The organism is Shewanella sp. SM68 (genome assembly GCF_025653925.1).
GTDB classification, from domain to species: domain Bacteria; phylum Pseudomonadota; class Gammaproteobacteria; order Enterobacterales; family Shewanellaceae; genus Shewanella; species Shewanella oncorhynchi.
The window spans coordinates 358,906-370,808 of sequence record NZ_JAKKRU010000003.1 but is presented as its reverse complement, the minus strand read 5'-3'; the positions used below and the strand labels follow the sequence as shown (position 1 = coordinate 370,808).

The following is an 11,903-nucleotide window of genomic DNA, read 5'->3' as shown; positions in this document are numbered from 1 at the left end:
GGTAGAGACCAAAGGTTAAGCCCCTGATGGATTATCAATCCTAAATCGATACTGCCATGTTATAGTCCCTGCAGGGGTAATACGAACGCTTAAGCCGTTGCGGTCTGCAAGCTCTGGTTTCCCTAAATATGGCTTGCCGTTTATTGCACGTAACCAATTGTCAGATAAAGGCATTTTTATTACTCTGTGTACATGTGATTTTAGCTAATCTGACGCAGAACCCAATATATACAGATATGTACTCACATCTAAGTTGTAGCAAACTAAATTAATGTGAATGACAACGAATCCCAATAAAGCTATTTAACTTTCAATAACATCATGTTAAATGCTTTAGAGAACGAAAATAAATGAAGATGAAAGATGATAAAGCTGGGTCAATATTTTAGCACGACTACGGAAACATGTAATATTAACCATTGATTTATAATAAATATATGTACAAACTTCGTTTAAGAACCTTCCAATATCACAGCTGCTAAACAACAAAATCACTTCTAAATTCGATACTATTTTTAATTGCAAAAAATGTTGTCTAATTATGTTTATCTATTAAAAAGTGGTGTGTATGACAAGTGCTTAAGAACTTCCGGCTCCATACTTCTGATTACTTTAGCAGAGTGTTCTAATTCTAAATTAAGCTCAGACCAACCATCAGTCCTCATAAACTCTGCCAGTAGATAACAAATCCTAGGTGTAACGGCTCACAATCGAAATCCCTTGTGCTCGCAATTAGCGCAATCTTCGGCTCAGATTAAGTGACAATAAAATCTTACTGAGCTCACATTAAGTGATAGACAGATGACGGTCAGCTTTATTGGTAGTGCTTAATTTCAATGCAGTGTTCAGTTCACAATAGTGTTCTGTCGCGCAGAGTTTGCGTCAGCAAGGCGAGCTCCTGATCTTTGCTTCAAACCCGAGCATAACCGTAAAAGGCCATTGTTATTAAAAATGTCTCGTTAGGCTTTAGATGAGGAAAACATAACATCCAAATGAGACAGAAAAACCGTCTCATTTGGATGTATGCTTTAGGTATACTCAAAACATACATTAGCATCAGAGATAAAATTTAATAATCTCTTAGTAGAGTGCAAGGCTGACTTTTGGGCTACGGACTTCTGTTGCAGTTATACCTCGAAAAACTCAATCTTACCGCCAGTAAGGTGATACATACTACCAACGATTTTAATTTTATTCTGGTCTTCCAGCTGTTTCAGTACCGGGCTGTTTTTGCGGATATTCTCGATAGTCAGTTCAACATTCTTCCTTGCCACAGCATCGACAAAATCGTAATTACTCCCTTTACGCTCTCCGGTGTACTCTGTTTTTTCAATAGCAGGTTTAATTTCATTCAGCAGGCCCGTCAGGTTACCTAGTTCTGCATTATCAATAGCGCCACGTATCGCACCACAGCGGGTATGCCCCATAACCAGCACCAATTTCGCACCAGCAAGAGCACAGGCGAATTCCATACTGCCCAATATATCGCGATTACTGATATTACCCGCAACACGGGAATTGAACGTTTCGCCGATCCCCGCATCCAGCACAATTTCCGCTGGCGCACGTGAGTCAATGCAGCTAAGGATCACTGCAGCAGGATACTGACCCGTGATACTGTTGCGTTTCTGCGCCAAATAATCATGTTTCGCCGTGCGATTCTCTCGGAAGCGCAGATTGCCCTGCTTAAAATGTTCAATCACAGCCTCAGGTGTCATACCATCACGTTCATCTTTACTGAGGGATGCCGCAAAGGAGATAGAGGGCACCGATAAGGCCGCCAGCCCAGTTACCGAAAGGGCCGAGACAGCAAGTGTTTGTTTCAGGATTGTCCGGCGTGAGGGTTGAGCCGGTTGGTTATTTTTCATAATGTTCTGCAGTCCAGTTTGTTGAGTTAACAAAGGTTGTTGCGATAGTACTGTTAAACAAATCACAGCTTCAACCTAATGATAGTGGAGACCCAGTCAACGCGATTAAATACGGGCGGCAGGGTTACAGGTATGGCGTTTTTCAAGCCATAAGCAATGGATAGCTAGCCCGAGGGATTTCGATTGCGAGCCGCCACACCTAGGTTCTTCCACTGATGCCTGTAACATTCCTGATAAACGAAATATTCCAAAATTTGTATGAATACGATTATCGAAAATTTCTTCATATGCTGCCTATAATTTCGCAGCTCAACTACCATAAGTCTAACAAAGCTAAGAGAAAGGGCGCATAAAGCAAAGATCAAAAGATCACAAAATAGATCTGTCAAAGTTGTTGTTTCCCGTATACCTACTATTTTCAACTTCTGAGCAGAAAAACAAAATAACAACGCAAAATCAATACAATACACAGAGCTTGAAATTATGAGCACACTAAAACCTAATGGCGACATTTACCTGCAAGAACGGTAAAATGCCCCATTGTCATTGGGGAGTAGTCATCCTTAGCCTCCCACTAAGGAGTCCACGTCAACAAAATTGAGGTCTAACACCTCATGGCGTGGTCAGCCTCTGCGAATGCGGAGAGCCAGGCGAGACCTTTGGCCGCAATACGCTTTCCCAGCCGGGCGAGCAGTGTTGTCGTGCCATTGGATTATTGCTCGCCCAGCCGGATTGCTCACATGATCCTTACTCTTACTCTGTTTTTCCTCTCGGCAGGTACCATTTATTTGGCCTGCGAATACTTCGTCAACGGCATCGAATGGTTCGGCCGCCGTTTGAATCTTGGCGCGACTGCAGTGGGTTCAGTACTTGCTGCCTTCGGTACAGCACTACCTGAAACGGCGGTGACCTTCATTGCCGTTGTCTTCGGCAAAACACCAGAGCAAAAGGACATTGGCGTCGGCGCAGCCATGGGCGGTCCGCTCGTGCTCGCAACCTTAGCCTATGCAGTGGTCGGCTTGGCACTGATTTACCACCATCGCCGCCTTCAACGGGAAACGTATCATGTACGTGCCGATCACGCCCGTATGAGTCACGACCAGCTCGCCTTTCTCGCAGTGTTTGTAGTGAAAGTAGCACTTGGCCTAATCGCCTTTGCCATCAAGCCGTGGCTGGGTGTCTTGTTTCTCGCCGCCTACGCAATCTATGTCTGGCGCGAAATTCAGGAGAGCGACACAGCGCCTGAAGAAGAGATTGAACCTCTCAAAATTCAGCCTTCCGTGACGGAGCCATCGTTAAAATGGGCGGCGCTGCAAGCCGTGTTGTCCCTGATCGTCATAGGCATTGCATCTCATATATTCGTAGGTCAACTTGAGGCCATTGGTACAGCGCTACAATGGTCACCACACTTGGTAGCATTGCTGCTGAGTCCGGTGGCGACGGAGCTGCCCGAGATGATGAACACACTCATATGGATACGGCAAGGAAAGGAACGCTTGGCATTGGCCAATATTTCTGGTGCTATGATGATTCAGGCAACGATTCCCAGTGCGTTGGGTATCTTCTTTACGCCATGGCTTTTTGATGGCCCACTGATGGCGGCAGGAGTCATTACTGCTTTGGCTATTATTTTTCTGTGGCAGCTATTTCGACGAGGCGTTGTCGATGCGCGTGCATTGGTCGCAGTAAGCTCATTGTACGGCGTATTTGCCTTGCTGATTGCGTTCTACTTCCCTCTCTAAGGAGCAAAGTGTCAGAGAACGCCGTGTGGTACGGCGTTCCTATTTGGCTAAATTTGCCCAACACGCCAAGAGTGTAATGTTAAATTTTGTAAATGTTGCAAAAAATTGATTTAAATGAATTAAACTTTTCAGCGATCCTTGTGACCATCAGTAGTGATGATCAATGTATATATCTCGTCACAAAAGCACTACGCACAGCGATACACCGCCCGAACGATTTGGTTGCGCACTATGGTGGTGAGAAATTTATTTGTCTATTACCGGACACTCAGCATTTAGGCGCGATGAACATAACTCATCGTCAACGCAGTGCTAGCTTTACATTTATTCTAGTTTCCAAGCGGTCACCATTAACTGACGTTGCGCGTATTCAACCTTATCGGCATTTGAAATGGCAAACGCTTATCGAATCCGCAGATAAGCAATCATACGTAGCTAAAAAGTATGGACGTAATCAAGTCAGCAGGGCCAGCTTGCTACGGTAAACATCATTATTGAGTGCCAATCGTAAATTTTGATTTTTGAAATTATCAAAGTTGAAATGTGAGATGAATCATGTAGTGTTTGGATAAATAGAATCATTGACTACAAGACCAAAATGCATCATGCATTTGACGATTTCTAACTGACAATCAGGCTTAGTGAAGTATCTTTTCAGAGCTGGCGCAGTCATTGAAAGCTCTGTAGTGGTTTAATTTCCCTACATTAATTAAAGAGAAACTATTTATGTTTGTGATCGATCAAATTATTCTCCTCGCCGCGATTTTGATTATTCTTGGTATTTTATCCAGTAAATTATCTGCGAGATTGGGTTTACCCGTACTGGTGCTCTTTCTCATGGTGGGCATGTTAGCTGGTGAGGATGGCCCTGGAGGTATTGTTTTTGATAATGCACAAATTGCTCACGCGCTTGGGTCTTTAGCTTTAGCCATTATTTTGTTTGATGGTGGTTTGCAAACACCCATCGCGTCGATTAAGCAAGTGTGGAAGCCTGCTTCTGTGTTGGCGACTTTAGGCGTATTGGTGACTGCCATGATCACTGGTGCTGCAGCTGCTTATATTCTAGATGTTTCCTTACTTTACGGTTTAGTGATTGGTGCCATTGTTGGTTCAACCGATGCCGCCGCCGTTTTCTCATTACTGCGTAATGCAGGTATTCATATCAACCCACGCCTTAAAGCCACATTAGAAATTGAAAGTGCGACTAACGATCCTATGGCAATTTTTTTAACAGTTGGCTTATTGGAGGTCATGGTCAAAGGGCTTGAACCAGGGACTGGATTATTGATGCTGTTTATCCAGCAAATGGGTATCGGCTCCGCAGTGGGTTTAGCGGCAGGCTGGTTATCAGTACGTATTATTAATCGTATCCATCTGACGACCTCTGGATTATATCCTGTGATGGTCGCGGCATTTGGTTTACTGTCCTTTGGCGTAGCAGCTAATCTTGGCGGCAGCGGCTTTTTAGCTATTTTTATCGCTGGTGTGGTGATAGGGAATAGTCGTTTTGTTTTTCAGCGCAGTACCTTTTTATTTCACGATGGTTTGGCATGGTTAGGCCAGATTGTTATGTTTGTGTTTTTAGGCTTGCTGATGAATCCTTCGTCTTTGCTGGATGTCTGGCAGGAAGGACTGATGATTGCAATCGTCCTGACCTTAATCGCACGCCCCTTGTCGGTAATCCCTGTACTGAAGATTTTTGGCTTTAATGCGCGTGAAATTACCCTAGTATCCTGGGTTGGGTTACGTGGTTCGGTGCCTATTATTCTGGCTATATATCCGCTGATTTATGGTCTGCCTGGTGCCAGTCTTATTTTTAGCGTGGTGTTTTTCGTCGTGTTAATTTCAGCGACAATACAGGGGTCAACATTACCCTGGGTTGCACGCGCTTTAGGACTTACGGAACCGCCTCCTGCGACACCTGCAGCGACACTGGAAATTACTGCTTTAGGCGATGTGGATGCTGACATTGTCGAGTATCAATTGGGCGATACCTCACGCGCTTCTGGTCGCCGTTTATCCCAAATGGCTTTACCTGACGGTACAGTAGTGGCGATGATAACCAGAGGAAACAATGTAATTCCACCTAGGGGATCAACCTTCCTGTATGCTGGCGATCATTTATTTATTGTGATGAAGCCCGATGTGCGTGAGTTTGTTGATCTGGTTTGCTCTGGTGTTGCAGAAGCCAATCATTATGAATTACCTACGGGTGAATTGAAGTTGAAAGGCTACACCAAAGTAGCAGATTTAAAGCACTCCTACGGTATTGAACTCTCTGCTAATGATTATTTGTCATTAGATGAAGTGCTTCGTCAGAGCTTGACTGACGAGCCGACCTTAGGTGCAAGTAAAGATTTTGGGGAAGTAATATTGCATGTTCGTGAGATGGTGGGATCGAGGATTGCGACGGTGGGTATCGTACCGAACTCAGCCAATGAAAACTGATACCAAAACAATCATTTGTAAATGCCTAGCCTCATTATAATCAATGTAGATATCACTCCTAAGCTCAGCGCATCATTTAATAGCGAATGAGTTTGCATAGGTATCTGTCTGAACCTTTGATAAAATCCTGTCAACGGGTTAGCAGTCTTGGTGGACAACCGGCTAACCCGCCAGCCCTCGTAAGACGGCGTTCCTTCTAATTCATCCTATCTAGCAGTGCCATTTCGGCTTTTCTTAGCCAGAAGATGTAAGACTTTTTGCTGTCAAATCCCATTAAGGCCCATTGCTCTTTACACAGGTAATGGGCGCGAATGGCGCGTTTACAGTTAATCGATAACTGCTCAACGAGGTGGTCAAAATGGGCGACGTGGGCAGGCACGTTGAGTTCATGCTTTAAGTTGCCACCGCCCAAGGCTTCGCCTAAACGGTCGCAGGCGCAGCGGTTTGAAAAAACCTTGCCCAATTCTTGGTACACCCAATAACAGCCCCAGCGATATAACCCTAACCGTAACGCCTTAATGTTCATCCTCTGCTCGGGGTCATCGCTAAAGCCCATTAGCCACCTCATTTATCTTCTCAACGGAAAGCTTAAACACATCAATGCATATCGATGTCACATCGTCATAGGGCGCATTAGTGCGGCCATTTTCCCAACGTTGATAAGTGCTGCGACTGATGCCGTAAATCTCAGCCACTTCGTCTTGGGTCATGCCCCGTAAACGGCGCCCTACTTTCAGTAAATCCGCGGCGCGACTAGCCATAAATCCTCCTGCGTGAAGTCCATAACCCAGTTGTGCTATTTGTTATTGTCATTGTCATAACCCCCCCACTAACATTGGCTCGTCCGTCTCAGTGGTCAATTGGCGCATAATCTCGGGCGCCACATCATCAAACCCCAGTGTGATTAAGTGTGTGTGGGAGGTAAATGCCTTAAACCGAATCGTTTCACTCCAATATTGCGCAGTGCGAATGCTCACCGGCCCTACATCGTAAGGGAACAAAAATGCTCATACGACGGACATTGAAGCGGTGATCTGCATCGGCGAGGCGTTTTATTGCAACGCGGCGGGCCATTCACAAAAGCAAGCTGACATTGCGCAGCACAATGCTAAGGCCGAAGCCTTTAAACAACGACTGTTATCACTGCGCCCTGCTCTCACCTTCACGGCGTTTAACGGTGCATATCATCCACAGGTATATTGCACTGCGATATTCACTTTTGAGGGCAATCAAATTGGCGGCTCAGTGTCCTATGACAAGGCTGGCGAGCTTGATTAGCGAATATCAAACACTGATTTGCCCGCATGGCAAACATACCAAACTCTGCCCAGCACCAAGGAGAATCGGCATGAAGCAATCTGCAGTCATCAAAGACGCTTTGCGCCAGTGGTATACCCTGCCCCGCAAACAAGCCGGCAGCTAAACGACTCGCCGAGGAATTGGCAAAGGAAGGTAAATGATGATTTCGACCCAACCGACCGTGGATCAGCAAATGCAAGTGCCGCTCTTTCTTACCACTAAGGAAGTCATGACACGCTACCGGATTAGCTCATCAGCAACGCTTTGGAAGTGGCGGAGAAACGACGGTTTCCCTGCTCCTATCCATAATGGCCGCCATTACTTAAAAGCGTCGCTCGATAAGTGGGATGAAAAACAGCAAGTCGCGGCTTGAATTGATTTATTAAGCCTTAAGATAAAGCCCCATTTTTGGGGCTTTATTTTTAGACCTTTATCGATGGACTGTTAGGCCATTAACTCATCGCCTTCGACATTACAGCCTTTACTACCGCAGTTAGTGCTACTGCTACAGCATCAGTGATGATAGCGGCGAGTCCTGTGCCAACCAGTACTATTTGGGTAATTAACAAGACACCATCGGTTGATATCCATGCGACCACTGTCGCGATAAATGATACAGCAGCGACTATGGCTCCAAACCAGCTTAGGCCATTGACGTTTCTAACAAAGCTATACATCGTCATTGATAACATAGCGTTTTAATGAGCTGAAAAACTGCATCTAGCAGCCCCTAAAAGAAGGCTGTAGCGATCAGTTCATCATTTTTAAGGTTAGTTCAAATGTGACTTTTAACAAAGGCTCACTTCGCTGGATGTTCAACAACAATCGCGTTAGTGGCAGTAGTGAACTGATTGAATCATTCATGCGATATTTTGATGTTTTACCGTCCCATTCTATCGGGCTGCAGCCGAGACGTTATGTACTCTAAACCTGCTTGATAGCCTGCGGTTTCTGTTGTGTCACCGTTTTTGGCTATTAAATAAGTGGCTTTAAACATCATCAGATTACAGACGGTAAGATAATAAAAATCATCGTCTTGCTTGAAAGCACAAAACTTTTTCCACGGTATGGTGATGGATTTACCGCTAGGGGGCACAAACGTTAGCGTCGAGGCTGTGGCGGTCACTGTATGGCTACCTTCTAGGCTCGCAAGGCTCTGTAAGGTTGTATTTTCAATCGTTCGATCCAGAGTAGTTATCTTGCCTGCAAATTTGTTAGCTTGATTTTCGGCGATGTTTTTGAATACAAATCTCCACACAAGAAGGTAAGTGATAGCGCAAATTGCGATTGCGATATATGTCTCTGGAGAGTGAATTTCTACGAAAAAATAAAACAGTAGTAACGGGGATAATAACGGGATCCATAGGAGTAATGCACGAACGATAAGGGCATACAACCACTTAGCTAAACGAGTATTCTTTGCAATGCTTGCTGAATTTATTCTTTCCGCGATTGTGATTAACTGTTCCCGCGTGATTAAAAATTTTAGTTCCATGACGTCCTTGCTTAACGTTAATCCGAACACTGTGCCAAGTGTATGATTAATTGAGTTGAAATGACTAAACCATAAATAAAGCTGATATTGAACAGATAACAGTTTACCTTGTGCCGAATTGAGCTCCAATGCACCTAATTACAAAGAGGTGTTTCTGCTGCACTGCAACGCAACTGATTTACATACTGAATAAGCTCACCATTTTCTGCTGTCAGCGACAAACATGCCTACCCCTTCTTTCTAACACGACAATTTTTCTAACACGACTATTTTGCTATCACCTAGAGCGGCCAATTTCAGCTTATTTGTCCATTGTTCATAGGCCACAGCTTGATCATCTAACCAATCATGTTTGTTGTACACCGCCATCACCCCGCCTAATAGATGGCCTAACATCTTCTCTGTCACATGGGGCAACACCCCCGCTTCTGACATTCTGGTCGATAATGTGCGTCTAAAATCCTGAATACGCCAGTCAGGGATTTCGAGTCTTGGTTTGATCTTGCGGACCAGCTTATTTTCTGAAGCGATGTTGCCTGGGCGCTTAAGATCGTTTGCTGCGGGAAAACTCCATAGTGAGTTATAGAGGTTCCACTGTTCTTGCAATATGTCGAATAAGGCGGGACTGATTGGCCTCCGGATTGGCAAATTAGTTTTGCTATTATTTATCGGGAAGGTCCAGACCATCGACTCAAGATCAAAATCAGCCCGTTTGGATTTTAATATTTCTGATATCCGCGCCCCTGTTAGTAAACATGCCTTGATGGCATTGGTTACGGCTTTGGTCGCGCGGCATTTATCAAGCTCACGGATGATTTTGCCACACTCTAGAATGGTGAGTACTCGCGAACCGACTTCGGGCGCAGAACCCACATCACTGACTCGTAATTGAAGGACATCAACAAGCGATATCATTTGCCGGCGAACGGACCAGCTAAGTACCGTCTTTAACTGTTTGAGTATCGCGCCTGCGGTGACTCGACTATGAATTGCCTTTTTATCGAAAAAATCTATCCACTCGCCGAGTGTGATACTTTCGACTTTACGATCAGCAAAGGCATCATAGAGATGTGCTCTAAAGCAGGATTGGTACGTAGCAACAGTGCCCGGCTTAAGTGCTGCACTTCGCGCCGATAAAAACTGTTCACAGCAATCCCTCAGTGTTGTCTGGCCCGCAAATGTGTTGCGCTGTTTCCAAAACACACGTGGATCTATATTATTTGCCACTGAGTTCCGTAACTCAGGGATCAGTTTCCTTGCGTCAGCTAGTTTCAAATCAGGATAACGACCAAGGGTTAAGCGCCCAGGTTGATTATCAATCCTAAATCGATACTGCCATGTTATAGTCCCTGCAGGGGTAATACGAACGCTTAAGCCGTCGCGGTCTGCAAGCTCTGGTTTCTCTAAATATGGATTACCGTTTATTGCACGTAACCAATTGTCAGATAAAGACATTTTAATTACCCTGTGTACATGTGATTTTAGCTAATCTGACGCAGAACCCAATATATACAGATTATGTACTCACATCGAAGAGCTGCATACTAAATTGATGTGAATGACAACGAATCCAATTAAAGCAATTTAACTACTGATAACATGAAGTTACATGCTTTAGAGAACGAAAATAAATGAAGATGAAAGACGATAAAGCAGGGTCGATTTTTTGGCACGACTACGAAACATTTGGAGCGAACCCAGCGAAAGACAGACCCTCGCAATTTGCGGGTATTCGCACGGATTTAGATCTCAATATCATCGGCGAGCCTGAGACATTCTATTGTAAGCAAGCCACTGATTATTTGCCGTCTCCGGAAGCAATATTAATCACAGGGATCACTCCACAGTTAGCTAATTTAAAAGGCATCCCTGAAACTGAGTTTATGGGACGAATTCAAGCGCTATTTAGCCAACCAAACACTTGTGTTGCAGGTTATAACTCACTGCGTTTTGACGATGAAGTGACCCGTTATGGCTTTTATCGGAACTTTATCGATCCCTATGCCCGTGAATGGCAAAATGGCAACTCTCGTTGGGATATCATTGATTTAGTGCGCGCTTGTTACGCATTTAGGCCCGAAGGCATTAACTGGCCGACAAAGGAAGATGGCTCTCCGAGTTTTAAGCTAGAACATCTTACCCAAGCGAATGGTTTAAGCCATGAGAAAGCCCATGATGCTATGTCTGATGTGTATGCGACCATCGCTATGGCAAAACTCATTCGCGAGAAACAGCCTAAGTTATATCTGTACTATTTTGACCTGCGCCGTAAGCAAGCGGTTAGCGATCAAATCAATGTGCTCAATATGCAGCCTTTGGTTCACGTGAGCTCTAAAATTAGTGCGCGCAATGGTTGTGCAACGTTGATCTCACCCGTAGCGCACCATCCTACTAACAAAAATGCCGTTATTTGCGTTAATTTAGCCATGGATTTAACGCCGCTATTCGAGCTAGATGTCGAGCAAATTAAAACGCGCATGTATACGTCAAGGGCTGATCTTGCCGAAGATGAATTACCTATCGCAGTAAAACAAATTCATCTTAATAAGTGCCCTTTTATCACCTCGGCAAAAATCCTCAGTGATGAGCATGCCGCTCGTTTAGGCATAGATAAAGAATTTGCCAGAGAGCAGTATAAACGCCTAAAACGTCACCCAGAATTACGTGAAAAACTGGCGCTATTATTTGAGCATGATGACAGCAGAGTAACCACAGATCCCGATTTGATGCTGTATTCTGGTGGGTTCTTTAGCCAAGCTGATAAAGCAAAAATGGAAATCATCCGTCATACCCTACCGCAAAATCTAGCGGCGTTAGATTTGCAGTTTGATGATCCACGTATTCCTGAAATGCTGTTTCGTTACCGCGCCCGTAATTACCCTGAACTACTCGATTATGCAGAGTCGCAGCGCTGGCGTGAATTCTGTCAAAGTCGCTTAGCCGATCAAGACTACGTACTTAAATTAGAAAATTTGCTACAAGAAACACAAGCGGATGAGACTAAGCAAAAGCTACTTGCTGCCCTTTGTCATTATTTGCGTGAACTTTAAG

Annotated in this window: 13 protein-coding genes, 1 pseudogene and 1 riboswitch; of the genes and pseudogenes, 6 read left to right on the top strand and 8 right to left on the bottom strand. The window is 44.6% G+C overall.

The features are described 5' to 3' along the window. Nucleotides 1-15: 15 nt before the first annotated feature. Nucleotides 16-174: an Arm DNA-binding domain-containing protein gene (locus L5M40_RS22615; protein WP_411569020.1), complete on the bottom strand. Its 159-nt coding sequence runs from the start codon at nucleotides 172-174 to the stop codon at nucleotides 16-18. Nucleotides 175-1,127: 953 nt separating this feature from the next. Next, nucleotides 1,128-1,868 (bottom strand): carbonic anhydrase, encoded by a 741-nt coding sequence (locus L5M40_RS07210; protein WP_219252817.1) that lies wholly within the window; start codon nucleotides 1,866-1,868, stop codon nucleotides 1,128-1,130. Nucleotides 1,869-2,404: 536 nt separating this feature from the next. Continuing rightward, a riboswitch (yybP-ykoY riboswitch) is annotated at nucleotides 2,405-2,516 on the top strand. 92 nt (nucleotides 2,517-2,608) lie between these two features. Here L5M40_RS07210 and L5M40_RS07205 point away from each other — a divergent pair. The 3 genes from L5M40_RS07205 to L5M40_RS07195 all read left to right on the top strand — a co-directional run bounded on the left by L5M40_RS07205 (nucleotide 2,609) and on the right by L5M40_RS07195 (nucleotide 6,058). Next, complete coding sequence (locus tag L5M40_RS07205) at nucleotides 2,609-3,610, top strand: sodium:calcium antiporter (RefSeq protein WP_263256456.1); 1,002 nt, start codon at nucleotides 2,609-2,611, stop codon at nucleotides 3,608-3,610. 92 nt (nucleotides 3,611-3,702) lie between these two features. After that, nucleotides 3,703-4,095 carry a GGDEF domain-containing protein gene (locus L5M40_RS07200; RefSeq protein ID WP_251073341.1) on the top strand — a complete coding sequence of 131 codons (393 nt, stop codon included), beginning with the start codon at nucleotides 3,703-3,705 and terminating at the stop codon, nucleotides 4,093-4,095. 241 nt (nucleotides 4,096-4,336) lie between these two features. Then, nucleotides 4,337-6,058 (top strand): potassium/proton antiporter, encoded by a 1,722-nt coding sequence (locus L5M40_RS07195; protein WP_263256454.1) that lies wholly within the window; start codon nucleotides 4,337-4,339, stop codon nucleotides 6,056-6,058. Nucleotides 6,059-6,254: 196 nt separating this feature from the next. Here the strand turns inward: L5M40_RS07195 and L5M40_RS07190 are convergent, their stop codons facing one another. The 3 genes and pseudogenes from L5M40_RS07190 to L5M40_RS07180 form a co-directional block, all read right to left on the bottom strand. Then, a complete protein-coding gene (locus L5M40_RS07190) occupies nucleotides 6,255-6,614 on the bottom strand; it encodes a hypothetical protein (protein ID WP_263175912.1) in 360 nt (119 codons plus the stop codon). Beyond that, nucleotides 6,604-6,819 carry a helix-turn-helix transcriptional regulator gene (locus L5M40_RS07185; RefSeq protein WP_105252879.1) on the bottom strand — a complete coding sequence of 72 codons (216 nt, stop codon included), beginning with the start codon at nucleotides 6,817-6,819 and terminating at the stop codon, nucleotides 6,604-6,606. Before L5M40_RS07185 ends, L5M40_RS07190 begins: the two co-directional genes overlap by 11 nt. Nucleotides 6,820-6,873: 54 nt before the next feature. After that, nucleotides 6,874-7,065: pseudogene (locus L5M40_RS07180) on the bottom strand (integrase); the annotation flags it as partial. 22 nt (nucleotides 7,066-7,087) lie between these two features. Between L5M40_RS07180 and L5M40_RS07175 the strand changes: the two are divergent. Further along, complete coding sequence (locus L5M40_RS07175; RefSeq protein WP_254053154.1) at nucleotides 7,088-7,336, top strand: hypothetical protein; 249 nt, start codon at nucleotides 7,088-7,090, stop codon at nucleotides 7,334-7,336. Nucleotides 7,337-7,514: 178 nt separating this feature from the next. Beyond that, on the top strand, nucleotides 7,515-7,730 hold the full coding sequence (locus tag L5M40_RS07170) for a helix-turn-helix transcriptional regulator (RefSeq protein ID WP_173245503.1): 216 nt from the start codon (nucleotides 7,515-7,517) through the stop codon (nucleotides 7,728-7,730). Between the two features lie 79 nt (nucleotides 7,731-7,809). On the opposite strand, the gene L5M40_RS07165 is transcribed toward L5M40_RS07170, so the two are convergent. From L5M40_RS07165 to L5M40_RS07155, 3 genes are all read right to left on the bottom strand, one after another. Further along, nucleotides 7,810-8,049 carry a hypothetical protein gene (locus L5M40_RS07165; RefSeq protein WP_263144518.1) on the bottom strand — a complete coding sequence of 80 codons (240 nt, stop codon included), beginning with the start codon at nucleotides 8,047-8,049 and terminating at the stop codon, nucleotides 7,810-7,812. Nucleotides 8,050-8,237: 188 nt separating this feature from the next. Then, entirely contained in the window at nucleotides 8,238-8,852 is a 615-nt protein-coding gene (locus tag L5M40_RS07160; protein ID WP_263175914.1) for a hypothetical protein, read from the bottom strand. A gap of 240 nt (nucleotides 8,853-9,092) precedes the next feature. Continuing rightward, nucleotides 9,093-10,307, bottom strand: coding sequence for a tyrosine-type recombinase/integrase (locus L5M40_RS07155; RefSeq protein WP_263175915.1), 1,215 nt, complete (start codon nucleotides 10,305-10,307; stop codon nucleotides 9,093-9,095). 176 nt (nucleotides 10,308-10,483) lie between these two features. On the opposite strand from L5M40_RS07155, the gene sbcB reads away from it, so the two are divergent. Then, nucleotides 10,484-11,902, top strand: a complete 1,419-nt coding sequence (sbcB, locus tag L5M40_RS07150; protein WP_263175916.1) for an exodeoxyribonuclease I — start codon at nucleotides 10,484-10,486, stop codon at nucleotides 11,900-11,902. The last annotated feature ends 1 nt before the right edge of the window (nucleotide 11,903 follow it).

Excerpts from the sequence above, each read along its gene's own strand:
- L5M40_RS07200 (WP_251073341.1), top strand. The coding sequence starts at position 3,703 with ATGTTGCAAAAAATTGATTTAAATGAATTAAACTTTTCAGCGATCCTT.
- L5M40_RS07205 (WP_263256456.1), top strand. The coding sequence starts at position 2,609 with ATGATCCTTACTCTTACTCTGTTTTTCCTCTCGGCAGGTACCATTTAT.
- sbcB (WP_263175916.1), top strand. The coding sequence starts at position 10,484 with ATGAAGATGAAAGACGATAAAGCAGGGTCGATTTTTTGGCACGACTAC.
- L5M40_RS07165 (WP_263144518.1), bottom strand. The coding sequence starts at position 8,049 with ATGTTATCAATGACGATGTATAGCTTTGTTAGAAACGTCAATGGCCTA.
- L5M40_RS07210 (WP_219252817.1), bottom strand. The coding sequence starts at position 1,868 with ATGAAAAATAACCAACCGGCTCAACCCTCACGCCGGACAATCCTGAAA.
- L5M40_RS07170 (WP_173245503.1), top strand. The coding sequence starts at position 7,515 with ATGATGATTTCGACCCAACCGACCGTGGATCAGCAAATGCAAGTGCCG.
- L5M40_RS07155 (WP_263175915.1), bottom strand. The coding sequence starts at position 10,307 with ATGTCTTTATCTGACAATTGGTTACGTGCAATAAACGGTAATCCATAT.
- L5M40_RS07185 (WP_105252879.1), bottom strand. The coding sequence starts at position 6,819 with ATGGCTAGTCGCGCCGCGGATTTACTGAAAGTAGGGCGCCGTTTACGG.
- L5M40_RS07190 (WP_263175912.1), bottom strand. The coding sequence starts at position 6,614 with ATGGGCTTTAGCGATGACCCCGAGCAGAGGATGAACATTAAGGCGTTA.
- L5M40_RS07195 (WP_263256454.1), top strand. The coding sequence starts at position 4,337 with ATGTTTGTGATCGATCAAATTATTCTCCTCGCCGCGATTTTGATTATT.
- L5M40_RS22615 (WP_411569020.1), bottom strand. The coding sequence starts at position 174 with ATGCCTTTATCTGACAATTGGTTACGTGCAATAAACGGCAAGCCATAT.
- L5M40_RS07160 (WP_263175914.1), bottom strand. The coding sequence starts at position 8,852 with ATGGAACTAAAATTTTTAATCACGCGGGAACAGTTAATCACAATCGCG.